The 25,940-nt window shown below is 43.9% G+C and carries 24 protein-coding genes; 4 read left to right on the top strand and 20 right to left on the bottom strand.

Translation table 11 applies throughout. From position 1 onward, the window contains the following. Positions 1-9 precede the first annotated feature (9 nt). The 8 genes from HF888_RS11180 to HF888_RS11145 form a co-directional block, all read right to left on the bottom strand. Positions 10-2,100 carry a TonB-dependent receptor gene (locus HF888_RS11180; RefSeq protein WP_007017404.1) on the bottom strand — a complete coding sequence of 697 codons (2,091 nt, stop codon included), beginning with the start codon at positions 2,098-2,100 and terminating at the stop codon, positions 10-12. Positions 2,101-2,253: 153 nt separating this feature from the next. Continuing rightward, positions 2,254-3,306, bottom strand: coding sequence for an adenosine deaminase (locus HF888_RS11175; RefSeq protein ID WP_007017403.1), 1,053 nt, complete (start codon positions 3,304-3,306; stop codon positions 2,254-2,256). Positions 3,307-3,451: 145 nt separating this feature from the next. After that, positions 3,452-4,567, bottom strand: a complete 1,116-nt coding sequence (locus HF888_RS11170) for a fatty acid desaturase family protein (protein WP_007017402.1) — start codon at positions 4,565-4,567, stop codon at positions 3,452-3,454. Positions 4,568-4,579: 12 nt separating this feature from the next. Further along, positions 4,580-5,701 carry a ferredoxin reductase gene (locus HF888_RS11165; protein ID WP_007017401.1) on the bottom strand — a complete coding sequence of 374 codons (1,122 nt, stop codon included), beginning with the start codon at positions 5,699-5,701 and terminating at the stop codon, positions 4,580-4,582. 134 nt (positions 5,702-5,835) lie between these two features. Then, a complete protein-coding gene (locus HF888_RS11160; protein ID WP_007017400.1) occupies positions 5,836-6,570 on the bottom strand; it encodes an oxygen-binding di-iron domain-containing protein in 735 nt (244 codons plus the stop codon). Between the two features lie 12 nt (positions 6,571-6,582). Further along, positions 6,583-7,221: a hypothetical protein gene (locus tag HF888_RS11155; protein ID WP_007017399.1), complete on the bottom strand. Its 639-nt coding sequence runs from the start codon at positions 7,219-7,221 to the stop codon at positions 6,583-6,585. 59 nt (positions 7,222-7,280) lie between these two features. After that, positions 7,281-8,678 (bottom strand): oxygen-independent coproporphyrinogen III oxidase, encoded by a 1,398-nt coding sequence (gene hemN, locus HF888_RS11150; protein ID WP_007017398.1) that lies wholly within the window; start codon positions 8,676-8,678, stop codon positions 7,281-7,283. 86 nt (positions 8,679-8,764) lie between these two features. Continuing rightward, complete coding sequence (locus tag HF888_RS11145; protein WP_168367063.1) at positions 8,765-9,859, bottom strand: extracellular solute-binding protein; 1,095 nt, start codon at positions 9,857-9,859, stop codon at positions 8,765-8,767. A 206-nt stretch (positions 9,860-10,065) separates the two neighbouring features. On the opposite strand from HF888_RS11145, the gene HF888_RS11140 reads away from it, so the two are divergent. Further along, positions 10,066-10,338: an acylphosphatase gene (locus HF888_RS11140; RefSeq protein ID WP_007016848.1), complete on the top strand. Its 273-nt coding sequence runs from the start codon at positions 10,066-10,068 to the stop codon at positions 10,336-10,338. Between the two features lie 61 nt (positions 10,339-10,399). After that, the gene (locus HF888_RS11135; RefSeq protein WP_007016847.1) at positions 10,400-10,789 is read left to right on the top strand and encodes a hypothetical protein; all 390 of its coding nucleotides are present in this window, start codon (positions 10,400-10,402) and stop codon (positions 10,787-10,789) included. A gap of 7 nt (positions 10,790-10,796) precedes the next feature. On the opposite strand, the gene puuE is transcribed toward HF888_RS11135, so the two are convergent. The 10 genes from puuE to HF888_RS11085 form a co-directional block, all read right to left on the bottom strand. After that, on the bottom strand, positions 10,797-11,705 hold the full coding sequence (gene puuE / locus HF888_RS11130) for an allantoinase PuuE (RefSeq protein ID WP_007016846.1): 909 nt from the start codon (positions 11,703-11,705) through the stop codon (positions 10,797-10,799). 40 nt (positions 11,706-11,745) lie between these two features. Then, the gene (locus HF888_RS11125; protein WP_007016845.1) at positions 11,746-12,918 is read right to left on the bottom strand and encodes a hypothetical protein; all 1,173 of its coding nucleotides are present in this window, start codon (positions 12,916-12,918) and stop codon (positions 11,746-11,748) included. Further along, on the bottom strand, positions 12,906-13,313 hold the full coding sequence (locus HF888_RS11120; RefSeq protein ID WP_007016844.1) for an ACT domain-containing protein: 408 nt from the start codon (positions 13,311-13,313) through the stop codon (positions 12,906-12,908). The genes HF888_RS11125 and HF888_RS11120 overlap by 13 nt, the downstream gene beginning before the upstream one ends. Beyond that, a complete protein-coding gene (locus tag HF888_RS11115; protein WP_165837008.1) occupies positions 13,310-14,089 on the bottom strand; it encodes an alpha/beta fold hydrolase in 780 nt (259 codons plus the stop codon). The genes HF888_RS11120 and HF888_RS11115 overlap by 4 nt, the downstream gene beginning before the upstream one ends. Before the next feature lie 90 nt (positions 14,090-14,179). Continuing rightward, positions 14,180-15,091, bottom strand: a complete 912-nt coding sequence (locus HF888_RS11110; RefSeq protein WP_007016842.1) for a hydroxymethylglutaryl-CoA lyase — start codon at positions 15,089-15,091, stop codon at positions 14,180-14,182. A 10-nt stretch (positions 15,092-15,101) separates the two neighbouring features. Continuing rightward, complete coding sequence (locus HF888_RS11105) at positions 15,102-17,150, bottom strand: acetyl/propionyl/methylcrotonyl-CoA carboxylase subunit alpha (protein WP_007016841.1); 2,049 nt, start codon at positions 17,148-17,150, stop codon at positions 15,102-15,104. A 39-nt stretch (positions 17,151-17,189) separates the two neighbouring features. Further along, positions 17,190-17,984, bottom strand: a complete 795-nt coding sequence (locus HF888_RS11100) for an enoyl-CoA hydratase/isomerase family protein (RefSeq protein ID WP_007016840.1) — start codon at positions 17,982-17,984, stop codon at positions 17,190-17,192. Positions 17,985-17,993: 9 nt separating this feature from the next. After that, positions 17,994-19,601: a carboxyl transferase domain-containing protein gene (locus tag HF888_RS11095; protein ID WP_007016839.1), complete on the bottom strand. Its 1,608-nt coding sequence runs from the start codon at positions 19,599-19,601 to the stop codon at positions 17,994-17,996. Between the two features lie 14 nt (positions 19,602-19,615). Beyond that, positions 19,616-20,785 carry an isovaleryl-CoA dehydrogenase gene (locus HF888_RS11090; protein WP_007016838.1) on the bottom strand — a complete coding sequence of 390 codons (1,170 nt, stop codon included), beginning with the start codon at positions 20,783-20,785 and terminating at the stop codon, positions 19,616-19,618. A gap of 61 nt (positions 20,786-20,846) precedes the next feature. Beyond that, positions 20,847-21,230, bottom strand: a complete 384-nt coding sequence (locus HF888_RS11085; protein WP_168367062.1) for a MerR family transcriptional regulator — start codon at positions 21,228-21,230, stop codon at positions 20,847-20,849. Positions 21,231-21,732: 502 nt separating this feature from the next. On the opposite strand from HF888_RS11085, the gene HF888_RS11080 reads away from it, so the two are divergent. After that, positions 21,733-22,407 carry a transglutaminase-like domain-containing protein gene (locus HF888_RS11080; protein WP_007017396.1) on the top strand — a complete coding sequence of 225 codons (675 nt, stop codon included), beginning with the start codon at positions 21,733-21,735 and terminating at the stop codon, positions 22,405-22,407. Between the two features lie 58 nt (positions 22,408-22,465). On the opposite strand, the gene HF888_RS11075 is transcribed toward HF888_RS11080, so the two are convergent. Then, positions 22,466-24,103, bottom strand: a complete 1,638-nt coding sequence (locus HF888_RS11075; protein ID WP_007017395.1) for a long-chain-fatty-acid--CoA ligase — start codon at positions 24,101-24,103, stop codon at positions 22,466-22,468. Between the two features lie 123 nt (positions 24,104-24,226). Then, positions 24,227-24,925 carry a pseudouridine synthase gene (locus tag HF888_RS11070; protein ID WP_040297561.1) on the bottom strand — a complete coding sequence of 233 codons (699 nt, stop codon included), beginning with the start codon at positions 24,923-24,925 and terminating at the stop codon, positions 24,227-24,229. A gap of 69 nt (positions 24,926-24,994) precedes the next feature. Between HF888_RS11070 and HF888_RS11065 the strand changes: the two genes are divergently transcribed. Beyond that, positions 24,995-25,867: a type 2 periplasmic-binding domain-containing protein gene (locus HF888_RS11065; protein WP_007017393.1), complete on the top strand. Its 873-nt coding sequence runs from the start codon at positions 24,995-24,997 to the stop codon at positions 25,865-25,867. Positions 25,868-25,940: the final 73 nt, after the last annotated feature.

The following is a 25,940-nucleotide window of genomic DNA, read 5'->3' as shown; positions in this document are numbered from 1 at the left end:
TTGTTACTCCTAATAAGTGTAGCGAAGTTTGAGGTAGAAGGCTCTACCCGGCTTTTGAATGCTGAAGTTATCGTAGAGTTTTTCATCGGTTATATTGCTTACCGATAATCCTACATTGTATTTTCCATAGGCCAGCGCATAGGATATGTCTAAGTCATGAAAAAGCTGTTGTGGTATGACTCTTTTGGTCTCTGAGTTTCCAGATGATTCAGGGGTCAAATAGAATTTTTCAACAAATTGGGTATTCCAGCTTACAGATAGAACATTGTTATAAAGTACTTGCTCTGTTGAAATCTGAAGTCTAGAGAATAGGTAAGGTTTGTTTGGCAATCGGCCATTGTAGTTTTGGTTTTGTCCGCCCAAAATAGTCTCTCGGGCAACGTCACGAATATCTTGGTAAGTTGTTGTAAACGCAAGTTTGAAAAGTGTTGAATAACTAGCCTCTAAGTTAGCTTCAAACCCATTTATTTCTACTTCACTTTTATTAACATTGATGCCAGTGATAATTCTATCTGCTTCGTATTGAATGAAATCAGAGGCGTCTCGATAAAATAAATTTATGCCAGCAGAACTAAACCAGTTTTTTGTTTCAAGTGTACTGGCAATTCCGAGGTTAATATTATTACTTGTTTCTGGTTTTAAGTCCGGGTTTGCTCTTATAAATTGACCATCACCCAAAACCTCATCAGGTGTTGGTAAGCGATAAGCTTTTTCAATGGATACTGTTCCATATGAGTTTTGAGAAAAAGGCCATTTCAAAGCACTCCCGAAGCCATAGTTTGTAAAATCACTACTAGTATTTATTTGTTCGTTATTTTCACTAGTTGTTGTATCAGCGGCAAAGTGGTACACCTTGGCAAAAGTGTCCCATGTAATCGAGTTTTTGATATCGGTACTGATATTAAAAGCCAAGATATTTTTGACTGTAGAATTAGGAGTTGAGAAGAACCGATTATTAGGATTTAAATTATCGTTTCCACTTCGCTCAAGTCCATAGGTGCTTAAACTAGTTGAAAGCGAGATATCATCGGACAGTGTATATTGGTAAAAAGCAGTACTTGAGTATATTTTATCCTTAATCTCTAGGATGGAGGGTACTTCATAGAACTCTGCTCTACCTTGGCTGGAGTCCTCGAATGACCCATCCCAGTCATATTTGCGTGAAAAAGTATCATAGATAGTGTCTTTGGAAGTGCCAATTTGGCCATCCCATCTAACATCATGTTGTCCTAGGTTTCTCTCAATGTGTGAAGATAGTAAATAGGTTTGACTGCGTGAGTGTAGCTTTCCAAATGCACGATTCATCGTACTGCTAGGGTTTTGTACCTCATCATAATTCTCTGAGAGAGATATACCGATATTTGCATCATCCGCCCAATTAAGCCCGTAACTTCCTAGTTTCATGTTGAGCATTTGAGAATGGTAAGTGTCATTAAAGCGTTTGAAGCTCGCCTCACCGATTTTGTTGTCTAGGCTGTCAGTAACGGGAATATTATCCACCTCATAATCGTTATCTGAGTAATTTAAATATGCGGAGGTTATGAGGTAGTGATCACGGGCCGATACGAATTGTGAACTTAGAGATAGTCTGTGAGTATTGAACGAACCAATTGTATACGCGATATCAGTAAAGTCGCTCTGTGCTTTGCGAGTTACAAAGTTAATCGCGCCGCCAAGTGCATCTCCGGCAAGAGATATTGGAACGACTCCACGGTATACATCAATTCGTTCAATAAGATTTACTGGAAAGTTATTGATACCCATAGACGGGCCATAATTTTCCATCGGCACGCCATCAATATAAAAGCGAACTTGTTCTCCACTTAATCCGTTCATGCTGAGCTCGTATTCCTGCCCAAGCCCCCCTGAAGAGCGAATAGTGATCCCAGAAAGGCCGTTCAGAACTTGGCTTAGATCTTTGGCCTGATTAAAAAACTCACCCGTATCAATTTCTTCCATCGTGAAATTTTTATTCTGGCTACCGAACGCTCCGGCTGTACCTTTTACCGTGACGCTTTCAAGTTCTGTTTCTGGTGAAGCCCATGAAATAGCCGTAAATAAGCCTGTTGTGAGTAGGGTAAGATGGTATTTAGTCAGCATAAGTAATAGTATTAGTGAACGTAATGCAAATGATAATGTTTATCATAAAGATATGCAACGTTGACGTTGTGTAGGATTTGGAAGTGTTTGTTTAATTAGGGGGAGGGACAACAGGGGAGAGTATCCCCCTGTTGTTGATAGAACTTACTGGACTTACGCAGTTGCTAAATAGCCATTTAGCTCTTCAATCATAGTTCTCATACGTTCCTCGCCGCAAAAGCTACTGCTGATGCTGTTGTAAGCCAATTGTGCGGCTTGTTCGCGCGTCATATTCAAAGCTTGTGCTAATGAAAGGTAGTTTTGCAAAACATAGCCGCCAAAAAACGCAGGGTCGTCAGAATTGACCATGACCTTAAGGCCTTTCTCTAATAATTCAAGAATAGGGTGTTGTTCCATCTTCTCGTACACTTTTAAGCGTATGTTACTTTGCGGACATACGGTTAATGGAATTTGCTTGTCGGCAATCTCTTGCATGAGTTGCTCACTTTGTGTGCATTGCACGCCGTGATCAATGCGCTCGATTTTTAAACGTTCCAGTGCATTCTCAATATAACTGGTTGGGCCTTCTTCACCAGCATGGGCAACAGCTCTTAAACCTAAATCGCGAGCGGCTTTAAAAACACGTTCAAATTTTTCTGGTGGGTGACCCAGCTCAGAACTATCTAGTCCCACACCGATAATATGATCAAGATAAGGTTTCGCTTGCTCTAATGTATCGAAGGCCGCTTCCTCACTCAGGTGACGTAAGAAGCATAGAATCAAACCATAGCTAATACCGAACTCCTCTCTGCCTTGCTCTAGGGCTTTGGTAATGCCATTGAATACAATGCCAATATCGATCCCGCGATCGGTATGGGTTTGTGGGTCAAAGAAGGGTTCCACATGGACTACGCCTTCTATGGAGCATTGCTTTAAATAGGCATAGGTTAGGTCAAAGAAGTCTTGCTCGGTGCGCAATACATCAGCGCATTTGTAATAGATATCTAAGAAGCTTTGCAGATTTGTAAAGTTGTAGGCTGACTTTACGTCCTCAACGGTATCATAGGGTAGCGTAACCTGATTGCGTTTTGCTAACTCAAACATCAGTTCAGGCTCAAGTGAACCTTCTAAATGAAGATGCAATTCAGTTTTGGGTAGGCCCCTTAAAAAGGCTTCATCTGCTACTTTTTCTGGGTTAGATGGGGAAGAGAGCGGTGAAAGTGACATAATGGTAACCTAGGAAATTGACTATCTGATCAGGAAGTATAGCGCCACTAGGTAACAATTAAAAAGATACAATCAAAACAACATGAAAAATAACAGTATCCATATTATTTAATAGAACCGGGCGATAAAGCCCGGTTTTCAGTTGTTAAGATGCAGTAGCTTCTGTGGGCTGGCTTTGTTTATTCGGGAAGCTATAGCGCACGATGCGTTTCAAAACCGTGAAGTATTGTTTGAAGAAGCCTCCAGTATTGTAAGGAATGCCATACTTGCGGCATATTTGCTCAACTTGTGTTGCCATCTCAGGGTAGCGATGTGCTGGTACATCTGGGAACAAATGATGCTCAATTTGGCAGCTCAAGTGCCCGGTTAAAATATGGAACCAACGCGCGCCTTCTAGATTACCACTGCCCAATATTTGGCGATAATACCATTGTCCTTGGCTTTCATTTTCGCACTCAGACATCTTGAAGGTATGAATGTCTTCGGTGAAATGACCACAAAAAATAATCACGTTTGTCCAAATGTTACGAACAATATTTGCAGCAAAATTGCCGAGTAATACATAGAAGAAAACCGGGAAGCAAAGCAGCGGAAATAATATGTAATCTTTAAAGCCTTGGCGTTTAAGCTTATTAAAGAAGTCTTGCTTCAACTGTTCTCGGCTGATTGGTAGGCTACTGGTTTTACGTTTTTTACCCATGAAAATACGTTCTCCAGCTACTTCATGATAGGCCACACCCAATTCAAAAAATATACATAAAAGACTGTAGGTAAATAATTGCCAAAGATATTTGGGCTTCCAGCGAATATCATCGCTCATGCGCAAAAGTCCATAACCAAAATCACGGTCTTTACCAATAATATTGGTGTAGGTGTGATGCTCATGGTTATGGTAACGTTTCCATGAACCGCTATCACCGGCGTTGTCCCATTCAAAACTACGACTATTAATATTGGGATCGTTCATCCAGTCGTATTGACCATGCATGACATTGTGACCAATTTCCATGTTGTCGAGAATTTTAGAAAGGCCAAGAGAAAAGACCCCCAAAACCCACCATAGAGGGTGCAAGAATCCAAGGACTAGGGTTACGCGACCAATAATTTCGCTTATGCGTTGGACGGAGATGACTTTTCGGATATATTTGGCATCGTCAGTGCCTACTTTATCCATTGTTGCCTGCTTTAATTGATCAAGCTCTCTGGCAAAGTCATTCAGTGTACTTTCGTCTGGGCTCATGTTTTTAACATTCGTTGTCATGTTGCCTCCTTATTACAAATCAAGCACAACATCATCCACCGCGGTGCTGATGCATAGTTGAATTTCTTGTTGTCCGGAATCACTAATCTCTCCGGTTTTGATATTGCGCACGCGGCCACTTTGCTTTTTGCAAATACATTGATGACAAACACCGATGCGGCAACCGCTTACGGGCTTTAATTCTTGCTTTTCTGCTAGCTCAAGAAGGCTTTCATTGCCTTCGGTATTAGCTTGCAATTTTGCTCGCTGAAACAATACCGCTCTGGCTTGTCCATCCGCTTCCAATGGCTCTGGACCAAAAAATTCATAATAAATATTTTCTTTTTTCACGCCGTGGGTATTAAGCGTTGATCGTACGTGTTGAATCATGGCTGGCGGCCCACAAACGAAAAACGCAGTATCCGTTTGGTGTTTGTTTTCCACTTGTAGATGTGTGTAGTCAAAGAATCCTATTTTTTCAGAATCCATGAAATGCACATGTGCTTTAGGTAGTAGATACGCACAGCGTTGGAGTTCTTCTCTAAATAAAAAATGCTCTTCACTGCGCGCGTAATAAAACAATTCTATTTCTTGAGTATCACGCTCGTCGCTCTGCATTAGAGATTGCAGGCTAGATCTAAAGGGCGTGATCCCTGACCCTCCTGCTATAAATACCTTGCGCGAAACTGATTTATCACGTGGTATGTTGAGCGGTAAGAAATCACCCATGGGCTGACCTAGGTTTACCATGTCGCCTTTGTTTAGGTTTTTCATCAGCCAAGGCGTAATACGACCATTTGCTTGAATCGCGATGGACAGTTCAATCGTGCCCGTTTCTCTGAAAAATTCAGGACTTGAGGAAATCGTAAAATAGCGACTGACCCAAGCGCCGTCTTTTTGAATAATTAATTCAACATACTGCCCAGCGAACTCATGGGAAAAAGACTGCAATGGTTTGAGTTGCAGCGTGTACATATCACTGGATTCGTAGCGCACACTGACGACACGAGTGTAACAGCGATCGGCACGCCAATTAGGTTTTATCCATTGAATGAGCGGTTCAAAAAACGCGGCAAAGCTATTGTGTGTGGTTAGGCTGCGTGCAAACCACTGGGAAATTCGTGTCGTTTTAGGTGCGATTTCAACAGTACTCATGTTCACCTCTATAGTTTAGTGAACAAGTGTATGCTGAAATTGGTATTAGGTAAACAATTGTAATCTTAAATTGCTATGTATTTTATAAATAGAAGCAGATTAATCGATAGTTTTAAGCTAACAAGTGTTCTTTTTTATGGCTTGGTAGCGATACCTACGTCCAAATCCTCAAACCAATCGAAGAACTGTTCAATCTGCCTGCCCTTGAATAGGCGCCCATGCTGTGGGGCTAAGATGTCAATCTCTAGCTTGCGTACTCGTTGCAGCCAGTGCATTTTAGCCTCGTTGCTAGGCATCCAGCGCTGATGAAAATAGCGCATTTTATCGAGATGTTGTTCGAAATCATCCACAAACAAAGGGGCGCCTGGTGGCTCTAGGGCTGCGCCAACATCACCACTGAAAAGAATTTTCGCTTTGGGGTCGTAGACTTGGAAATTACCTGAGCTATGCAGGTAGTGGGCAGGAAAGAAGCGAAGCTCTATATCATCAAGATGCAAGCTACGGCCCTCATCGGGAATAGGTTCATAGCGAATGTGATCCATACCAAAGTGACACACAAAGCCCTCCCACAGCCATGAACAATGTAGAGTGGCATTCGGAAGCACTTGATCCCACATCCCTAAAGAAGAAATGATGTCTGGGTCTTGGTGACTGGCGAATAGGTCTGTCACTTTGTCGATATCCACGTATTTTAAAATCGATGCCAACATGGTGGAAAATATCTCAATACCGCCCGGGTCCAATACAATGCTGCGTTCGTCATTGACGATCATAAACTGGTTGGTATCGATTATTTTTTCTGGTTTGTCTGGGTCGCGGCCAAATACATACCATTGATGGCCTTGATCGTAGAGCTTGAGTGCGTCCATGTATTGACCTTTCTAATCCCGCTTTATGTGATGAAGCATGTTCGAGCTCATGGTAATGAGCGCTTTGATATCGTCAGTCAGCTTGGAAATATTATTCGCCATGGCTTCTAGCATAGGCTGAAACTCACCTGTTTGTGTCGCTTCTAAGCGAAAAGTAACGGCCACGACATTGCTTGACTGCATGAATTGCTGGATCTCACCTAAGGCATTGTCTAGCTGGCTCAATTCTTTACGTAAATTATGGTTCAGGTTGTTTAAGTGATTGTCGGCGAAATCCAAAGCTTGCTGAAGTTGTCGCTGTTGTTTCGATTCTAGTTTTTGATAAGCACTGTAGACGCGATCGACAAAGCCTTGGGTTTGCCATTGTTTAACGCTATTTTGCGAGATGCTAATGGCAGCCACATTGATGGTTTTTGAAAGCTCGATCGTGCGCGTCGCTAGTTCACCAAAATAATCACTGATGACTTTAAGCCCTGCTGCTGCGGAACCGGCGCGCAATACCATGGCGCGAGAATTTTTGGCGGTTAGTGCCATACGTTGTGCAATCAGGCTGGCTTTATGTAAATGGCCCGAAATCGACGCTGCTATGGCTGTTTGATTGGCAATTTGATGGGTATTGCTTTGCGAGTAGTTTGGCTCAACCGCTTGCATAGTTAGATCATCTATAGTGTATATAAATAAACTATAGACGATCTGGCAAGCAATGAGTTTTAGATGACCTTACTATAGCGGATGCTATGGTCTGGTTGATTTAGGTATTCATCGAATTGCATGCATATATTACGAATTAACAGAGCTCCTTTGTCTTTTACTTGGATACCCTTATCGTTGATTTCCACCAGTCCATCATCTTGATATACATGCAATCGGTCTAAAGCATCAGCAAAATGAACTTTGAAATCAATATCAAAAACGCGCTCAATATCGAGGTAATCTAATTGAAAGTGACAGATGAGCTGCTTGATAACGGCACGGCGTAAATCGTCTTCATCTGATAAAACCACGCCGCGCTTAATAGGCAGGCGGTCATTGCAAATATTATCCATGTACTCATTGATATCGGCGCTATTTTGAAAATAGCTATGGCCTACCTGTGAAATTGCACTGACGCCTAGAGCCACCAAATCACAATCTTCGTGAGTAGTGTAGCCTTGGAAATTTCGATGTAATTTACCTGCCATTTGCGCTTGTGCCAAAGAATCATCAGGTTTAGCAAAGTGATCCATACCCACGTAGTGATAACCTGCATCTGTAAGCATTTTGATGCTGTCTTCGAGCATACCTAGCTTGTCTTCTGATGAAGGTAAGTCTGCTTCATTGATACGACGCTGAGGCATAAAGCGTTCTGGTAAGTGGGCGTAATTAAAAACACTAATACGATCAGGGCTTAACTCAATTACAGTCTCTAATGTCTCTTTGAATGTTTCTCGGTTTTGGAAAGGAAGGCCGTAAATTAAATCAATGTTGATAGACTTAAATCCCAATTCTCGAGCTTGCGAAAGCGTTGCTTCTGTCATGCTGCGCGGCTGAATACGGTTAACGGCTTTTTGTACTTTTTCATTGAAGTCCTGAACCCCAAGGCTTACACGGTTAAAACCGATTGCTTTAAGGTGCTCAAGTGTATCGTCTTGCAGTTCACGCGGATCGATCTCAATACTGTAATCACGATCATCTGTATCCAGTAGAGTGAAATGTTCACCGAGTTTTTTCATGAGTGCGCTCATCTGCTCATGATCGATAAAAGTCGGAGTGCCGCCACCCCAATGTAATTGTTCAATAGGGCGGGATGCATCATAGCCTTGGCTGCGCATTTCGATTTCTTTGAATAATACGTCTAGGTACGGCTGGGCTTTATCTCTGTGTTTGGTAATTATCTTATTGCACGCGCAGTAATAACAAACATGACTACAAAACGGAATATGGACATAAAGTGAAAGCGGACCACTTTGATTGGTGCTGGTTTCACGTGCGTGGTCGTACTGTAAGCGGCTAAATCCAGGTTTAAATTGAACGGCCGTAGGGTAGGACGTATATCGAGGTCCTGACTTATCATAGCGCTTGATGAGTTCGATATCCCATTGGATACCTGGAGAAAACGGGTTCGACATGGCACAGCTTTCACATTAAATGTTAGATGAGTGCCAGTCTAGCAAGCCCCGCAAAAATGGAGCTTGCTTCAAGTCAAGAAATAGCTCTACAGATAACTCTTCATAGGCATAACACACCAACGACCATTGCTACATAGGGCCTTCACCCACAGGCGATGTTTAATGTTATTGCTTCTACGTTCAAGTGGTGCAAAGGCTTGCAGGCGTGCAAGGATCTCTTGTGAAGGATATATGGTTTTGTCCTCTAGAATTTCAGCGTCGACGAAGGCCTTGGCAGTATCAACAGGTGTTGGGTAAGCAATATAGTTACTGTTGGTGCCTGCAATTTTCGGTGTCGAAAGGAAGTTAATTAACCGGTAAGCCAATTCTTTATTTTCGCTGTTGCTTGGAATCGCCATCATATCAAACCACATGGAAGCGCCTTCTCTTGGAATGTTATAGCTGATGGCAGGGTTGCTTTCCATTTCGGCAAGGATGTCACCGCTGTAGCCAACACCAACACAAATTTTACCTGCACCCAAATCATCTGTGTACTGAGTGCTGTGTACGTATTTAGCGTCAGCTACCGTTTCTTTAAGTAAACTGCCGGCTGTATCTAATTGCTCTGGGTCTTTGGTATTGATGGGATAACCAAGATAAATCAAGGCTGCGGCAAATAACTCGTCGCGCTCGTATACCAATCCAATTCCGCAGGACTTTAGTTTTTCTCGCTTGTTTGCATCAAAGATTAATGACCAACTATCAGCATATTCGAATAGCCCTAAACGCTTAAGCTCTTTAGTATTCGCACCAATACCTGTCGTGCCCCACATATACGGCACACCATACTGATTACCAGGATCTTGCGCTTCCAATTCGCGCATGACATCGCGGTTAAGCTGTTCAAAGTGCTGAATCTTTGTTTTATCAAGCTTAACTAATAGATCTTTTTTAGACAGTACCCCTAACAAGGTTGAGCTAGGGAAGACCACGTCAAAGCTTGCGTCGCGCTCGAAAAACAACTTGTTGAACTCTTCTTCACTATTGAATTCAACATATTCAATACTGACTCCATTTTCTCGTTCAAACTGGGTGACCAACTCAGGATCAATATAATCCCCCCAATTTAAAACGCGTAGGGTTTGTGCGGTACTGCTGAGGGCAAAGCAAAGGCTCAGGGTTAAAACCAATAAGTGTTTCATTTGGCGCTCCGTGTCTAAAATTGTGCAGTATTTTATATCTTTTGTGATAAGTGGTAAAAAATAATTTACAAATTGTGACGTGTTACTCTTTTATTGAACATTGGTGTTAGATTATTTGAACGCCTTCAAACGGCTTATGGAGAGCAAATAGTTGACGCCTAGCAGTGTGCGCGGCATGCTTTGCGTATCAAGGAGTAGGAAGATCCATGCAAGCGTGGCACATAGTGGTTTCAGGCAAGGTACAGGGTGTTTATTACCGTGTATCCACAGCAAAAAGAGCAGAGCAGCTCGGCGTAAAAGGATGGGTACGGAATCTACCCAATGGCGATGTTGAGATGGTGGCTCAGGGTACTGAGGGTCAACTCAATGCACTTTACAACTGGTGCCACGAAGGGCCCGTTTTGGCAAAAGTGGAATCCGTCTCACGTTTAAAAGTGCCCATAGACAGTAAGCTTGTCGCATTTGACGTACTCAAGTGACTTACTTGCTTGAGAAAATCTTGATACCCTTGCTCAAAATAAAAACAACAAGAAGAACGCTATGAAATTCCCACTCTTGCTCGTGCAAATTGCGGCCATCATTGGTTTGTTATCTATGGGAGCTTGCAGCTCCATGCCTGGTGCGAAAACGGGTAATGATTTGAGTTACTTGAGTCTGCGTGACAAGCGCCTTTCAGAAAAACGTGTACAAGTCCTATCGCAAACACCGCAGTCTAGTGACGTACTAGGGGTCGTGACCACAAAGCGCTGTCAGACCAGTGTATTTAGTGAAGAGCCGCAAGAAAAAACCTTGCTGGTGGATATGAAAGCAGAAGCTTATCGTTTAGGTGCTAATGCCATTAGTGACGTTAAAGTCGTAAAAGCGGGAGCGGTTGGCGATGGTTGCTGGAATCTCTACACCGCCACCGCCAATATGCTTGTCGTTCAATAAACTTACTTTAACCAGCGTCCTTCGCTGGATGCGTTTGCATCCAGTGCTCGGCAATATCCGCTCGGGTAGCAACCCAAGCATCGTCGTGCTTCTGCACATAGTCTAAAAACTTCATTAGCGCCGCCGCACGCCCAGGGCGTCCTACCAAGCGGCAATGCAAACCAATACTCATCATGCGACCGCCTTCTGCATAAAGCACATCAAAGCTGTCTTTTAGATATTGATAAAAGTGTTCACCGGTGTTGAACCCTTGGTTGGTGGCAAAGCGCATATCGTTAGCATCCAGCGTGTAGGGCACAATCAAATGGGGTTTTTGATAATCGTATAGCCAATAGGGTACGTCATCAGCATAGCTGTCTGCGTCATAAGTAATGTCGGGATAAACATCCAATAAAAGGTCGCGCGTATTTGGGCTCATGCGTCCGGTATACCAACCCTTGGGTTTATTGCCCGTCATCGTTTCGTGAATCTCGATAGCTTGTTCTATGTGTTCACGTTCGATGCTGGATTTTACATATTGATAATCGATCCATTTCAAACCATGACTAGCGATTTCCCAATCGGCTTTGAGCATGGCATCAACAATATCAGGATTGCGCTGCATCGCTGTAGCAACACCGAAGACAGTGACTGGTAATTGTCGATCTGTGAACATACGATGCAAGCGCCAAAAGCCTGAACGCGCGCCATACTCATAGATCGACTCCATATTCATATGACGAACGCCGGGCAAGGCCTGAGCACCAACAATTTCCGAAAGAAAGGCTTCAGATGCTTCATCCCCATGCAAAATGCAGTTCTCACCGCCTTCTTCATAATTGATGACAAACTGCACAGCGATTTTGGCCTTGTTAGGCCAATTCGCATCAGGAATGTGAGGCCCATAGCCGATTAAGTCACGGGGATATTCGCTCATGGACGCTCCTTGAATAATAAAATTGATACCTGATTATAATTTACCTGACCAAACGGTCAATAAAAGGAATGCAATTAAAACGCTCTAATGACATTAGAACCTCAGAATCAAAGCACAAGCTGCCATCTTTTTGAATTGTTTGGATCTCACTTGAGAATGGGTGAACTGCACGTTTCCCATTATTAATAAGTAAAACTTTAGAGTTTAATAATCGAGTTTGTAAAATATTTTCCTTTTCATCGACGCCTTTCATTTCAAGCAAGATGCTGCCGCCATAATTACGAAATTGGTCCGTACCAACTTTAGGAATGCTTTCATTTAAGTAACGACTGAGAAACTGAGAATCTGGTGCATATAACAAGTCTATTAAGTACTGTGTTTCTCTTGCCTCTTGGTTAATAGTCATATTCGGTTTAAACAGTAAATTCACATACCAAGAAGGAACAATGTCCTGGGGTGAGAAAAAAGCAGGGTTACCATCAAGTCCCTTAAATAGATCCACCGCAATCATAAACTCCCATAAAAAGCCTTGTTTGAGACTATTTCTGATATCTCTGATTTCAAGATCCAGTAATTCGTAGCCGTGTTTATATTTTAAGTATGCGAATGCATTAAGGCTCCTATTGAGAAGCTCTTGAAATACTAGGGTGCCAAGAACGGTATCTTGATTATTTAGATGATTAGCAATAGCTTGAATATTAGTCTTTAACTCATTTACGGCATGCTCAGTGTTTTTGTTTGATAGTTGCTCAGAAATAAATAGATTGTGAGCAAACAGAACTGTAAAAAGATGCGGAGTAGCGTACTCAATGTTCGGTTTTTCTAGTGTTTGATAGTCGCTAAGGCCCATTAGTTTTTGATAGCGTGAATATAGATAACCATATTCTTTTACTAGGTGACGCTTGCTTTGGAATGATTCAACCACCTTGTCTACGCAATCTGCCTTGTGTAGAGAGCAGCTGAAAAGATGCGGATAGTCTTTTGCACGCTCTTGCCGGTTTTGTTTGGCGTGCATAATAGGGTCAGTGCCTTTAGGCGCGTCGAACCCCATCAATAGCCAGTATGCTTCACTATCGGATTGATTGTGTTGTGCTTCAAAGTCTCGAATTAAGGACTGGCTTTCTTGGCTTAAATCATCATCTAGGAAGGCATAAATGATGGTGCTAGTGGTGGCGATAATAATGATGGTTGATAAAGCGATTATGTAGCGCATTGATCCGATAAGTCCTTTAGTATGACGAGTGCATCCTCTGCACGATTGCTGGGTACAAATATATGATCGTGATAATAGGCAGCAATCACATTTGCACTGATGTGTTTGTCCGCCAATGCTTGTGCAACGGTTGCGGTTAATCCCACCGCGTTTAAACTGGATTCTACGTTCAGTGTAATGCAGCGAAAGGTCGATTCATAGACGAGCTTATTAGCCAACGCGGATTTCATGGTAATGACCATGGTCCACCCTTCATTTTCGTGGAAGCAAGCAATTGGGTTTAGGTGTAGGCCTTTTTCCAGTTCATGACCTAGATTACAAAAAACAAAATCATCATCAAGAATACTGGGTTTCAGGTTTTGCAGTAAGAAATCTAAATCGGTAGCGCTTTTCATAAGTTGTTCACCGAGTTTAGTGAAAGCATTGTATGCTTAAAGCGTCCATGCTTTAAAAAATGTACGATCTGAAATTTTACTTTTTCATCGTGTCGCATCATGGCATGACCCGCCTCTAGTAAGATGAAATCTTGCATCTCTGCTAATCGCATATTTTGGACTGCCACTGTGCCGTCATTGGGTTCAGGTAACCAAGACGATGGCCATAAGCTCCATTCTCGGTAAGCCGCAATGATTCCTACTTCTTCCTTGATAGGTTTTAATGAGTTTATAACGCCATTGGAGTCTTTAGTTAACGTGATGGCTGCTGGACCCACTAACCACTCATACCATGACGTATCGCCAAAGCGTTTACTGAATTCACTGCCTTGGTTGGGTGGGCTTAGCATAACCACACGACTATTTTCGGGTAATGAATGATTTTGCAAATACATTCTAGCAACGATGCCCCCCATGCTATGAGTGACGAAATGAATCCTTTTCATACCTTGGGCTTGGCATTCATCTACTGCAGGGGCAACAAAGTTGGTAGCGAGATTTTCAATGCTGGTTTCAGTAGAAGGGTAATTAATGGCGATGGTCGTAAAGCCATAATTGTTTAGGTATTCTTGCAAGGGTTTCATGGCATAACCACTACGCCAGAGCCCATGAATCAAGACAATACACTGATTCTTGCCGTTAACAGCAGCGAGCTCAACGGGCAGCATGGTTTTATCTGTGGTATTGGCACAGGCCGAAAGTGAAACCAACAACAATGAAAAGAGGAAAAGGCGCATCTTTAAACCAAAATAATAAATCAGCCTAAATAATATGGACATGTTGCAAAATTTAAATGGCCAATCTAGGTTTTCACTGTTTCGCATAGGCTAAGCTAGCATCGCCTTGCCGACTTTGCTTTGATTGCTTCGGTTTAGTTTTTGGCAGATCCATTGGCCGGTTTCACATAAAGCTTGCAAACCGATTCCGGTTTCGATGTTCATGCCTTGCAGCATGTAAACTACATCCTCAGTGGCGACGTTTCCACTGGCCCCTTTTGCGTAAGGGCAGCCCCCTAAACCGGCAATGGCACTATCGACTTTATTGATGCCCATTTCGAGACTGACATAAATGTTTGCCAACGCCTGCCCATAAGTATCATGGCAATGCACAGCTAAAGCTTCCATCGGAATCTCTTGAATCACAGCCTCAAGCATGGCCTTAAATTCAAACGGCGTTGCGGCGCCGATGGTATCGCCTAAAGAAATTTCGTAACAACCCATCTCATAGAGATGCTTGGCTACTTCGGCGACTTTTTGTGGTTGGATTTTACCTTCGTAAGGACAGGCCACCACGGTGGATACGTACCCGCGAACGGGTAAATTAATTTGCTGCGCTTGTGCCATGATGGCATCGAATCTCTGTAAGCTTTCTTGAATGGAGCAGTTAATGTTTTTTTGCGTAAAAGACTCACTGGCGGCACTGAAAATAGCCACCTCTTGAGCCTGTGCTTGAACCGCTGCTTCCAAACCTTTAAGGTTGGGCGTTAATACCGAGAATGTCGCTTGCTGGACGTCTGCTTGCTGGGATGCCTGAAGCGCGGCTAAAACCTCATCGGTCTTTGTCATCTGTGGCACCCACTTTGGGGAAACAAAACTGCCAGCTTCTAAATGCTTAATACCAGACTTCGTTAAGCGTTCTAGAAGCTCAACACGTGTTGCAACATCCGGATGAGACGGTTCATTCTGTAAACCGTCCCGCGCGCCCACTTCAATAATCTGTACTTGTCGAGGAAAACTCATCAAATCATTCCTATTCTAGCGCTGCGCTTGCCGTTTCTATGGTTTGACCATCTAGCTCTACCAAGATAGCGCCTTCATCCACCAAATCCCCTTGATTAAAAAACAAATCCACAATCGTGCCGTCTGTAGGGGCCGTGATGCTATGCTCCATTTTCATGGCTTCCATTATCAGTAGTAGATCACCGGCTTTGACCATTGCACCAGGTTCCACCGCTACATGAATAATGGTGCCATTCATTGGTGCCGTCAGGTTACCTTGATCCTCCTCTGCATATTCAAAGGCATGTCGCTTATATCGAAGTTTGGTTTCACCACCTTGATCGTATACCCAGATATCATCGCCATGATGCATAATGCGAGCACTGTACCATTGGCCATCAATGAGAATTTGTAATTCTTGTTGTAGTAGACGTGCTTCTACGGAGAAGGACTTTTCATCTAATTGAATTTGCCATGCATTATCATTCACAGTGTTGATATGAACACAAATGTCTTGCTGCTCTTGATGTTCAGCAACAAAGTGCAAGGTTTCTTGTGCATCTTGATTCAATCGGAACGTACTCAATTGATGCCAAGGGCTGTTTTTATCAGAGCGCGCTTGTGCCTTAATCCCTTGGCTTTGGCGTTTTAACATGTGGAAAGCAACAGCGGACAATACATGGTGTGTATGGCTTTCATTGCTAACTGCAAGTTGCTCATCGTGTTCTTCAATGAAATGTGTGCTCACGTCGCCATTGGCAAAGTCGTCGATGGAAAGTAGTCGGCGCAAGAATGACAGGTTTGTTGTGACCCCGGCAATTTGATATTCCTGTAAGGCATTTTTCATACGGCTCAAACATTGCGCTCGGTCTTCACCCCACACAATCAGTTTGCTAATCATAGGATCGTAATACGGACTGATTTGATCGCCCTGAACAACCCCTGAATCTAGGCGTACTTTTCCACTTTCTAAAACAGGCAATGATAGATAGTCTAAGCGACCAGTGGTGGGTAAAAAGTCGTTATCGGGATCTTCCGCATAAATACGCACTTCCATACTATGGCCATGAATGCTTAAGTCACTTTGCTCAAGTGGCAGCGCTTCGCCTTGCGCAACACGCAATTGCCATTGCACGAGGTCTTGTCCTGTAATCATTTCAGTAACAGGGTGTTCCACTTGTAGGCGCGTATTCATTTCCATGAAATAAAACTGACTCTGATTGCCTTGTTTTTCATAGAGAAACTCAACGGTGCCTGCACCTTCGTATTGAATGGCTTTAGCGGCTTTAAGCGCGGCTTCCCCCATAGCTTGGCGGTCATCTCCGGAAAAGTCAGGAGCAGGGGCTTCTTCAACCACTTTTTGATGTCGGCGTTGTATCGAGCAATCGCGCTCAAATAAATAAACGCCGTTGCCTTGCTGATCTAGAAATACTTGAATCTCAACATGACGGGGTCGTGAGATGTATTTCTCCACCAGTAATTTATCATCACCAAAACTATTGAGGCCTTCACGTTTGGCACCGGCGATGGCTTGGGCAATGTCTTCTTTTTTATCGACAATGCGCATGCCTTTACCGCCGCCACCTGCGCTGGCTTTAATTAAAACGGGGAAACCAATCTTTTCGATTTCGCTTGCTAAAAAGGCATCGTCTTGTTCATCGCCATGATAACCTGGCACCAAAGGCACATTGGCTTGTTCCATTAATTGCTTGCTATGACTCTTTGAGCCCATGGCTTCGATGGCAGAGGCAGGCGGTCCTACCCAAATCATATTGGCTTGCTCAACTTTTCGCGCAAAGCCGGCGTTCTCAGATAAGAAACCATAACCCGGGTGGATGGCATCGGCTCGAGACTGTTTGGCAATGTTAAGCACCTTGTGTGTATCCAAGTAGCTATCTTTTGCTGGGCTTGCCCCAATGTGCCAAGCCTCATCGGCGGTTTTCACATGTAATGCATCTTTATCAGCATCACTAAATAGCGCGATACAATGAATGCCCATGGACTGAGCGCTTTGCATGATACGAACCGCAATTTCTCCACGGTTGGCAATCAGTAGGCGTTTTATTTTTATCGTATTCATCTTAAAAATTCTCTAGGCTTTTAATGGGCAATTCGGTGATTATTGCTCACCACGCCAGCTGGGTTCGCGTTTCTCAAGAAACGCACTTAAGCCTTCTTGTCCTTCTTCGCTTACACGAATTGCTGCGATTAAATTTACTGTGTAATCGCGCATGTGGGGATCAATGGCCCCACGACTCACGTGCATAATGAGTTGTTTGGTTTTGTGAATAGCTTGCGGACTGTTTTGTAAAATACAGTCCACTAAATGCAGGCCTTGCTCTAGTAATTCATCACGATCGCTCACCACTTCGTTCACGAGACCAAACTCTTTTGCTTTGTGTGCAATGAACGGCTCTGCGGTTAGAAAGTAGCGACGTGCAATGCGCTCGCCCATAGCGCCCACTACGTAAGGACTGATGACAGCAGGGCTTAAACCAATGCGTACCTCACTTAAGCAGAAACGACTACGCTGAGTAGCGATGGCCATGTCGCAGCAAGCTACTAAACCGACAGCACCGCCATAAGCTGCACCGTCTACCAATGCGATGGTCGGAATGCTCATTTCATTTAAGCGGTGCATGAGTTCTGATAGTTCGTGTGCATCTGCGCGATTATCACTTTCTGATAAATTCGCCATGCGCTTCATCCAATTTAAATCGGCCCCGGCGCTAAAGTGCTTACCATTGCTGGTTAAGATTAATGCTCGAATGGAATCATCTTCTTCCACTTGCTTTAATGCTTTAATCAAATCATTGATGAGCTTGTCATCAAATGCATTGTGCACTTGGGGGCGATCCAAAATTAGTGTGGCAATCTGATTTTCAATCTTGAGTTGATAGCCGTTATCACTCATGACGTTCTCCTACATTCGGAAAATACCGAACTGTGTTTTTTGCGTGGGGGCATTTAATGAAGCGCTGATGGCCAAACCTAATACTTCTCGAGATTGTGCCGGATCAATCACACCGTCATCCCATAAGCGAGCCGATGCATAATAAGGGTGGCCCTCTTGCTCATATTTTTCCAGTAACGGCGCTTTAAAAGCGGCTTCGTCTTGTTCGCTAAACGGTTCACCGCGTTTTTCTTTTGCACCCTTGGTGATCAAGGCCATGACGCCAGCGGCTTGCTCGCCACCCATGACGCTGATGCGAGCGTTAGGCCACATCCACATAAAATTTGGATCATAAGCGCGGCCACACATACCGTAGTTACCTGCACCAAAGCTGCCGCCAATGACCATGGTGAATTTGGGCACCTTGGCACAGGCAACGGCGTTCACCATTTTGGCCCCGTGTTTTGCGATGCCTTCTTGCTCGTATTTAGAACCCACCATAAAGCCAGTAATGTTTTGCAAAAACACCAAAGGGATATTGCGCTGACAACACAGCTCGATGAAGTTCGCGCCTTTTTGCGCACTTTCAGAAAATAAAATACCTGCATTGGCGATGATGCCCACAGGGTAGCCGTAGATGCGGGCAAAGCCGCAAACCAAACTATTACCAAAGCGGGCTTTGTATTCATCAAATTCACTGCCATCCACAATGCGCGCAATGATTTCGTGAACGTCCATGGGCTTTTTCAAATCACTCGGCACCAGACCATAGATTTCCTCAGCAGGGTAGAGTGGGGCAACCACGTCGGCTACATCCAAGTCTACCTGTTTACGCCAGTTTAAACGCGCGATACTTTGACGCGTTAATTCAATGGCATGGTGATCATCTTGGGCAAGATGGTCTGCTACACCACTGGTACTGGTATGCATGTCACCACCACCCAAGGTTTCTGCATCGACTTGCTCACCGGTAGCCATTTGTACAAGCGGTGGGCCCGCTAAGAAAATCGTACCTTGTTCTTTAACAATAATGGATTCATCTGCCATGGCAGGAACATAAGCACCACCGGCAGTACAGCTACCCATAACCACGGCAATTTGTGGAATGCCCATGGCTGACATATTGGCTTGGTTATAGAAGATGCGACCAAAATGATCACGATCGGGAAAGACTTCATCTTGACGGGGTAAGTTAGCACCGCCGCTATCCACCATATAGATACAAGGTAGATAATTCTTTTGCGCAATTTCTTGTGCGCGTAAATGTTTCTTTACCGTAAGTGGGTAATAGGAGCCGCCTTTTACGGTGGCATCGTTGGCGACAATCATGCATTCTACGCCGCTGACTTTCCCTACACCCGCGACCACACCGGCGCAGGGAACCTCTTCGCCATAGACTTCATGGGCAGCCAGTTGACCCACCTCTAAAAACGGTGAGCCCTCATCTAATAATTCAGCAATGCGCTCACGGGCTAATAGTTTGCCGCGGGATTTGTGGCGTGCTTGTGCTGCTTCGCCGCCGCCTAAAGAAATACGTTGAATCAGATTGCGTAAATCACTAACAATATGTTGCGTATGCTGTGCATTCTGTTGAAAGCTTTCAGCATTCACATTGATTTTACTTTTAATAACGGGCATCGCGATAACCTTAATTATTTTGACTCGTTGAAAAGCTCACGACCAATGAGCATACGGCGAATCTCACTGGTGCCTGCACCAATTTCATAAAGCTTGGCATCACGTAATAAGCGACCGGTAGCAAAGTCATTGATATAGCCATTGCCACCGAGTAGTTGAATCGCATCTAGCGCCATTTGTGTGGCTTTTTCTGCGGTATAAAGAATTACACCGGCGGCATCTTTGCGTGTGGTTTCGCCACGATCACAGGCAGTCGCTACCATATACAAATAGGATTTACAGGCATTCATGGTGCTGTACATATCCGCAATTTTGCCTTGTACTAATTGAAACTCGCCGATGCTTTTTCCAAATTGTTGGCGGTCGTGAATATAGGGCACTACGACATCCATACAAGCTTGCATAATGCCGGTAGGACCACCAGATAAAACAACACGCTCGTAGTCTAAGCCGCTCATTAATACTTTCACGCCGTTGTTTAAACCGCCTAACACATTTTCTGCCGGCACTTCACAATCTTCAAAGATAAGCTCGCACGTATTGGAGCCGCGCATACCTAACTTATCGAGTTTTTGACCACGACTAAAACCAGGAAAATCCCGTTCGACAATAAAGGCGGTAATACCATGGGGACCTTTTTCAAAATCGGTTTTGGCATAGATCACATAAACATCGGCGTCAGGACCATTGGTGATCCACATTTTGCCGCCATTTAAAATGAACTTATCGCCTTTTTGTTCGGCCCGTAACTTCATGCTGACCACATCGGAACCAGCATTGGGTTCGCTCATGGCAAGGGCGCCAATATGGTCACCGCTAATTAATTTGGGAAGGTACTTTGCTTTCTGTTCTGGAGAACCGTTTTTAGTCAGTTGATTCACACACAAATTGGAAAACGCACCATAGCTTAAGCCAATGGAGGCAGACGCGCGGCTGATTTCTTCCATGGCAATCACATGGGCAAGGTATCCCATATTGGTACCGCCATATTCTTCTTCGGCGGTAATGCCGAGCAAACCCATGTCGCCCATTTTTTTCCATAGCTGATTGGGAAAGGCGTTTTCCTTATCTGTCTGTTCTGCTAACGGTGCCACTTCTTTGCTGGCAAAGTCGTTGACTTGTGCCCGCAACATATCCACGGTTTCACCTAAACCAAAATTAAATTCACTGTATTGGCTTTTCATAACGCATACCTCGTATAAGCTTTTTATTTTTATTTTTATTCTTACTTTTGCTGAATAAACGTTAGCGAGACATGGCGGTTTTTACCCGTTGCTCATGTTCATCTAATTCCATCAGCATGATTTCTATGTCATGCATTTGCTGCTGTAATCGTTCTCGACTGTCTTGCACTTTCTCTAGCACTTTTAAATATTGCTCTTGGTTATTTGAGTCCGGGTTGTACATTTGAATCAAATCGCGGCTTTCCGCTAGTGACCAACCTAAGCGCTTACCTCTTAAAATGAGTTTAAGCGTGGTGTAGTCCTTTTGGTTGTAGATACGCTTTTGTCCGTCGCGCATAGGACTCAGTAAGCCTTCGCTTTCATAAAAACGAATGGCTCGTGTAGTGATATCAAAGCGTTTTGCCAGATCACTTATGGTGTAAGTAGATGATTGTTTTGTGTTCATAAATCGATTAAAAACCAAGTTGACGTTTACGTCAACGTCATGACTTTATCTTAAGTTGTCACTGTCCGAATTTAATCCCCATAGTAGGGGCCAATGTGCCCCGAAACGGGCAATCGATGTCAAACGTTATGCACAAAAATAAACCACTGGCTAATACTCAACCAAAGTCGAATGCAATTGGCAGAGTTGAACTATTGATTTACGTAAAGTATTGAAAAATATAGAAAAAATTAATTGTTTGAAAAAAATCCAATTTGAGCTACCCCTAGAAACCATGCCGCCTAGCGTGAGTTTTCAAATACTTATGCACCAAGTTATCCACAGTTTCTGTGGGTAACCTTGCGTAACTGGCTGCAGCCCTTATTTTTCCTGAGTTTTTACGAAACAGGTGTTCGTTTGTTGGGCTTTTAAAGCAAAAATCAGTGGAATTGGCATATGTGGCAATTGGCCAAGAATGGCGAATAAGATCTAATATTTTAAGAGTCGCTGAGAGGAAGAAACCATGACGTCGCAAAACTATTTATCTGAAACCGAGTTTTTCGATTTTCAGCACCCCCTTGTGCAACAACTCAGTGCACGAACCGTGACACCTGAGATGAGCGATAAACAAAAAGCCATCGCTCTGTACTATGCGGTGCGGGATGGTATTCGCTATAACCCCTATGTATTCAGCGCTGAGTCGAAATCCCTTAGCGCTAGTCACTGTCTAGAAGCCGGGCAAAGCTATTGTATTCCGAAGGCCGTATTGTTGGGGGCTCTATGTCGCTTCAATGGTATTCCAGCTCGATTGGGCTTGGCTGATGTGAAAAACCACTTGTCTAGTGAAGCGTTGGTAAAGTGGCTAAGAAGCGATGTGTTTGTCATGCATGGTTACATAGAGTTATACATAGACGGCCAGTGGGTGAAAGCAACTCCTGCGTTTGATGCCAAGCTATGCGAACGCATGGGCGTGGAGCCATTGGAATTTGATGGTGAGCAGGATTCGATTTTTCATGAGTTTAATGGCGAGGGGCATCGTCACATGGAGTACTTAGCAGACCATGGCCAGTTTGATGACGTGCCTTTTGATTTCATTGTGGACAGCGTGATGCAGGCTTACCCACATTTGATCAGTGCAGATAAACGTGAAGTGACTGATCAGCAAAGCAAGGATACGGTGTTTGAGCCAAACGCTTGAAGTTAGGTTTCAACCTGCTTCAATTCTCCAAGCGTCAGGCTCGTTCAGTACTTTTTGATTAACGCTGTACTGAGTCGGGCAATTCATAGTCTTTGAATTGCTCACGTAAAGCGACCTTATTAATCTTCCCTGTGGCGGTGTGCGGAATTTCTTCGACAAACTCGATGGCATTTGGCAGCCACCATTTAGCCACTTTGCTTTCCAAGTATGTGCGAATATCATCAGGATTTGGCGGATTGCTAGGGTCTTTCGCGACCACAGCCATGAACGGGCGTTCTTCCCATTTAGGGTGTGATAAGCCAATCACCGCGGCTTCCAATACGGCGTCATGGCCCATTGCCGCATTTTCTAAATCAATGGAGCTAATCCATTCACCGCCGGATTTAATCACATCTTTACTGCGATCGGTGATTTGCATATTACTGCTTGCATCAATGGTGGCCACGTCGCCGGTATCAAACCAACCTTCGGCATCGGTGGCATCTTCTTGTGCTTTAAAATAGCGCTTGATGATCCAAGGGCCTCGCACTAATAAGCGTCCAAAGGCTTTGCCATCGTGGGGCAGCTCATTGTTTTGGTCATCGACAATTTTCATCTCGACACCAAAGCACGGACGACCTTGCTTTACTTTAATGTCTAATTGTTCTTCGTAGCTAAGTTTTAAATCTTCCGGACGAGGTTTGTTCAAACTGCCCAACGGGCTCATTTCGGTCATACCCCAAGCTTGCCAAACGTCGACGTCATAATCCTGATGGAATTTCTGAATCATAGAGCGCGGCACTGCCGAGCCTCCGATGAGCACACTATCGAGCGAAGGTAGTTTATCTCCTGATTCCTCCAAGTGTTTCATCAGCATGGTCCACACGGTTGGCACAGCAGCCGAGATATTTACGTCATAGCGATTAATCATGTCGCATACGCTGGCGCCATCCAAATGGGGTCCAGGTAACACCACTTTGGCGCCCATCATGGCGGTGGCGTATACCAAGCCCCAGGCATTCGCATGGAACATGGGCACAATGGGTAAAACACGAGTATTGTTATCCAACTCCGCGATTTCTTTACCGGCAATGCCCCAGCTGTGCAATAAACTGGAACGATGGCTGTAAACTACGCCTTTCGGATTGCCCGTGGTGCCCGAAGTGTAGCAAATAGAGGTTGCTTGGCGTTCATCCAACTCCGGCCATACATAGTCGCCATCTTCGGCATTGATGAGACTTTCATAGCAGTGGACATTCGGTAGTTTGGTTTCAGGCATATGGGCTTCGTCTGTCATAATGACAAAGCCTTTTACCTTGCCAATGTGTTCAAGCAAGGCCTCTACTAAGGGGACAAACGTGGTGTCTAAAAACAGATATTGGTCTTCAGCGTGGTTAATAATGTAGATCAATTGTTCTGGGAATAAGCGCGGATTAATCGTATGAAGAATGGCACCCATGCCGGAAATGCCATACCAGCATTCATAATGGCGATGGGTGTTCCAAGCCAAGGTTCCGATTACATCACCATCTTTAATGCCCAGTTTTAAAAGGGCCTGTGCTAATTGCTTACTGCGTTTTTGTGCATCTTTAAACGTGTATTCATGCCAGTGACCTTCAACGGTCTTGGTCACAATTTGTTGGTGACCATGCACCTTGGCGGCATGATCAATCAATTGGCTAACCAGTAGTGGGGAATCTTGCATCTGACCAAACATAAGTATGCCTCTTTTTTATTGTATGCATACTTTCAATTTGACTGATTAATCAGCTTTGTACAATGTACCAAATGCGCCAATTGGTAACTTGTTGTAACAGATCAATGGTACCGTCAGTTTTTACTAGTGTTTCCAATCAAAGGTGGAAAACAAGCTCTGCATAGCGCCCTCTAAAGGAGCGGTAATCATTAACTTAGAGCCTGAAACGGGGTGAGTCATTTCCAGTTGTTGATGATGTAAAAGCAGGCGAGGGCAATCATAATGTTCAGTAATATAGCGATTGTACTTGCCTTTACCATAGCGAGCGTCGCCGATAATCGGATGACTTAAATGCTTTAAATGGCGACGAATTTGATGGGTGCGGCCTTGCTTAGGTTTGGCTTCTACCCAACTAAAGCGACTTTTAGGATAGCGATCAATTTCCGCGTCTATCTCCACATAATCAATGGGTTTGAAGTGGGTTTGCGCTTCCTGAACGATTTCCACATCCTGACCATAATCTGCCATGCCTTTTAGAGCATGATCCACTAAGGTTTGTTCTTTTAACCAGCCACGCACCACGGCCCAATAAGTTTTGTTCGCCTGTTCCCATTGAGCCTGCACTTGCTGTGCGATTTCGCCAGAAAAACCAAATAATAAAACCCCAGACGTGGGACGATCTAAGCGATGCACAGGAAACACATGCTTGCCTGACATGTCACGAACGATTTGCAGTGCAAACTCTTTCGCGTCTTTTGCCACCCAGCTTTTATGCACAAGTAACCCGCTGGGTTTATTAATGGCGATGAGGTCATCATCTTGGTAAAGAATGCTTGGGGTCATGCTGATGGTCATAGAAAGAGTGATTCGGCATTTTAGCAAAAATGCACGGCGAGCACCTATACTGGAAATATGATCAGAATACTTGCCATCTTATTTGCATTGTTGATGAGTCACGCTTCAGTGGCTCAGGTTATTTATCATCCTCGGCCCGAGTTTGCCGAGGATCAACGCTATACCTACTTTAAAGCACTGCTGCACAAAGCCTTGCAAAATAGTCGAGATCAATTCGATCACTACGAGTTATTTGAAGTGCAGTCTCGCATGCAGCAAAAACGTCAATTGTTGAGTTTAGAGCAGGGACATATCAGTGTGATGTGGACCATGACCAGTGCGCAGCGGGAGCAAGAAGCCTTAGCTATTCGCGTGCCACTGATGATGGGGCTGATGGGATACCGCTTACTGGTGGTTAACGATGCCGACCGACAAGCAATTGCACAGGCCAATGAAGCAAAACTAAAAGCCATGACATCTTTTCAGGGGCATGACTGGCCGGATTTGGAAATATTAAAAGCGAATGGATACAACACAAAACCTTTTTCGTTTTTTCTGGGCTTGTATAAGCAACTTAGTTTAAGGAAGTTCGATTTTTACCCTCGCGGGATACTAGAAGCGTATCGAGAAGTGGAAGTTGGGCAATATAAAAACCTATCAGTAGATCAGTCAAAATTATTGTATTACCCAACGGCCATTTACTTCTTTGTGGCAAAAGACAATACACAATTGGCAGCACGCATCGAAGTAGGGCTGCAAGCCATGGTTGAAAGCGGCGATCTAGAAAAGTTCTTAATTAATTATGGCACCCATAAAAAAGACTTAGCACGAGCGGCTTTGAACAAGCGAACACTTTATACCTTACGCAACCCGTTATTGAGTGAAGAGACCCCTATTAATGATGCGCGATATTGGTTAACAGTGGACGAGATTCAAGCCTTGCTGAAATAAATATGTTCGGTCTCAGCTAATACTAAAGCATTGCGTTGCCCAATCCTTAAACGATTAAAATAAGAAATTTCGA

Source organism: Bermanella marisrubri (assembly GCF_012295615.1).
Classification (GTDB): Bacteria; Pseudomonadota; Gammaproteobacteria; order Pseudomonadales; family Oceanobacteraceae; genus Bermanella; species Bermanella marisrubri.
Note: the sequence above shows the minus strand (reverse complement) of the source record. Positions and strands in the feature narration are given on the sequence as shown.

Excerpts from the sequence above, each read along its gene's own strand:
- HF888_RS11180 (WP_007017404.1), bottom strand. The coding sequence starts at position 2,100 with ATGCTGACTAAATACCATCTTACCCTACTCACAACAGGCTTATTTACG.
- HF888_RS11175 (WP_007017403.1), bottom strand. The coding sequence starts at position 3,306 with ATGTCACTTTCACCGCTCTCTTCCCCATCTAACCCAGAAAAAGTAGCA.
- HF888_RS11170 (WP_007017402.1), bottom strand. The coding sequence starts at position 4,567 with ATGACAACGAATGTTAAAAACATGAGCCCAGACGAAAGTACACTGAAT.
- HF888_RS11165 (WP_007017401.1), bottom strand. The coding sequence starts at position 5,701 with ATGAGTACTGTTGAAATCGCACCTAAAACGACACGAATTTCCCAGTGG.
- HF888_RS11160 (WP_007017400.1), bottom strand. The coding sequence starts at position 6,570 with ATGGACGCACTCAAGCTCTACGATCAAGGCCATCAATGGTATGTATTT.
- HF888_RS11155 (WP_007017399.1), bottom strand. The coding sequence starts at position 7,221 with ATGCAAGCGGTTGAGCCAAACTACTCGCAAAGCAATACCCATCAAATT.
- hemN (WP_007017398.1), bottom strand. The coding sequence starts at position 8,678 with ATGTCGAACCCGTTTTCTCCAGGTATCCAATGGGATATCGAACTCATC.
- HF888_RS11145 (WP_168367063.1), bottom strand. The coding sequence starts at position 9,859 with ATGAAACACTTATTGGTTTTAACCCTGAGCCTTTGCTTTGCCCTCAGC.
- HF888_RS11140 (WP_007016848.1), top strand. The coding sequence starts at position 10,066 with ATGCAAGCGTGGCACATAGTGGTTTCAGGCAAGGTACAGGGTGTTTAT.
- HF888_RS11135 (WP_007016847.1), top strand. The coding sequence starts at position 10,400 with ATGAAATTCCCACTCTTGCTCGTGCAAATTGCGGCCATCATTGGTTTG.
- puuE (WP_007016846.1), bottom strand. The coding sequence starts at position 11,705 with ATGAGCGAATATCCCCGTGACTTAATCGGCTATGGGCCTCACATTCCT.
- HF888_RS11125 (WP_007016845.1), bottom strand. The coding sequence starts at position 12,918 with ATGCGCTACATAATCGCTTTATCAACCATCATTATTATCGCCACCACT.
- HF888_RS11120 (WP_007016844.1), bottom strand. The coding sequence starts at position 13,313 with ATGAAAAGCGCTACCGATTTAGATTTCTTACTGCAAAACCTGAAACCC.
- HF888_RS11115 (WP_165837008.1), bottom strand. The coding sequence starts at position 14,089 with ATGCGCCTTTTCCTCTTTTCATTGTTGTTGGTTTCACTTTCGGCCTGT.
- HF888_RS11110 (WP_007016842.1), bottom strand. The coding sequence starts at position 15,091 with ATGAGTTTTCCTCGACAAGTACAGATTATTGAAGTGGGCGCGCGGGAC.
- HF888_RS11105 (WP_007016841.1), bottom strand. The coding sequence starts at position 17,150 with ATGAATACGATAAAAATAAAACGCCTACTGATTGCCAACCGTGGAGAA.
- HF888_RS11100 (WP_007016840.1), bottom strand. The coding sequence starts at position 17,984 with ATGAGTGATAACGGCTATCAACTCAAGATTGAAAATCAGATTGCCACA.
- HF888_RS11095 (WP_007016839.1), bottom strand. The coding sequence starts at position 19,601 with ATGCCCGTTATTAAAAGTAAAATCAATGTGAATGCTGAAAGCTTTCAA.
- HF888_RS11090 (WP_007016838.1), bottom strand. The coding sequence starts at position 20,785 with ATGAAAAGCCAATACAGTGAATTTAATTTTGGTTTAGGTGAAACCGTG.
- HF888_RS11085 (WP_168367062.1), bottom strand. The coding sequence starts at position 21,230 with ATGAACACAAAACAATCATCTACTTACACCATAAGTGATCTGGCAAAA.
- HF888_RS11080 (WP_007017396.1), top strand. The coding sequence starts at position 21,733 with ATGACGTCGCAAAACTATTTATCTGAAACCGAGTTTTTCGATTTTCAG.
- HF888_RS11075 (WP_007017395.1), bottom strand. The coding sequence starts at position 24,103 with ATGTTTGGTCAGATGCAAGATTCCCCACTACTGGTTAGCCAATTGATT.
- HF888_RS11070 (WP_040297561.1), bottom strand. The coding sequence starts at position 24,925 with ATGACCCCAAGCATTCTTTACCAAGATGATGACCTCATCGCCATTAAT.
- HF888_RS11065 (WP_007017393.1), top strand. The coding sequence starts at position 24,995 with ATGATCAGAATACTTGCCATCTTATTTGCATTGTTGATGAGTCACGCT.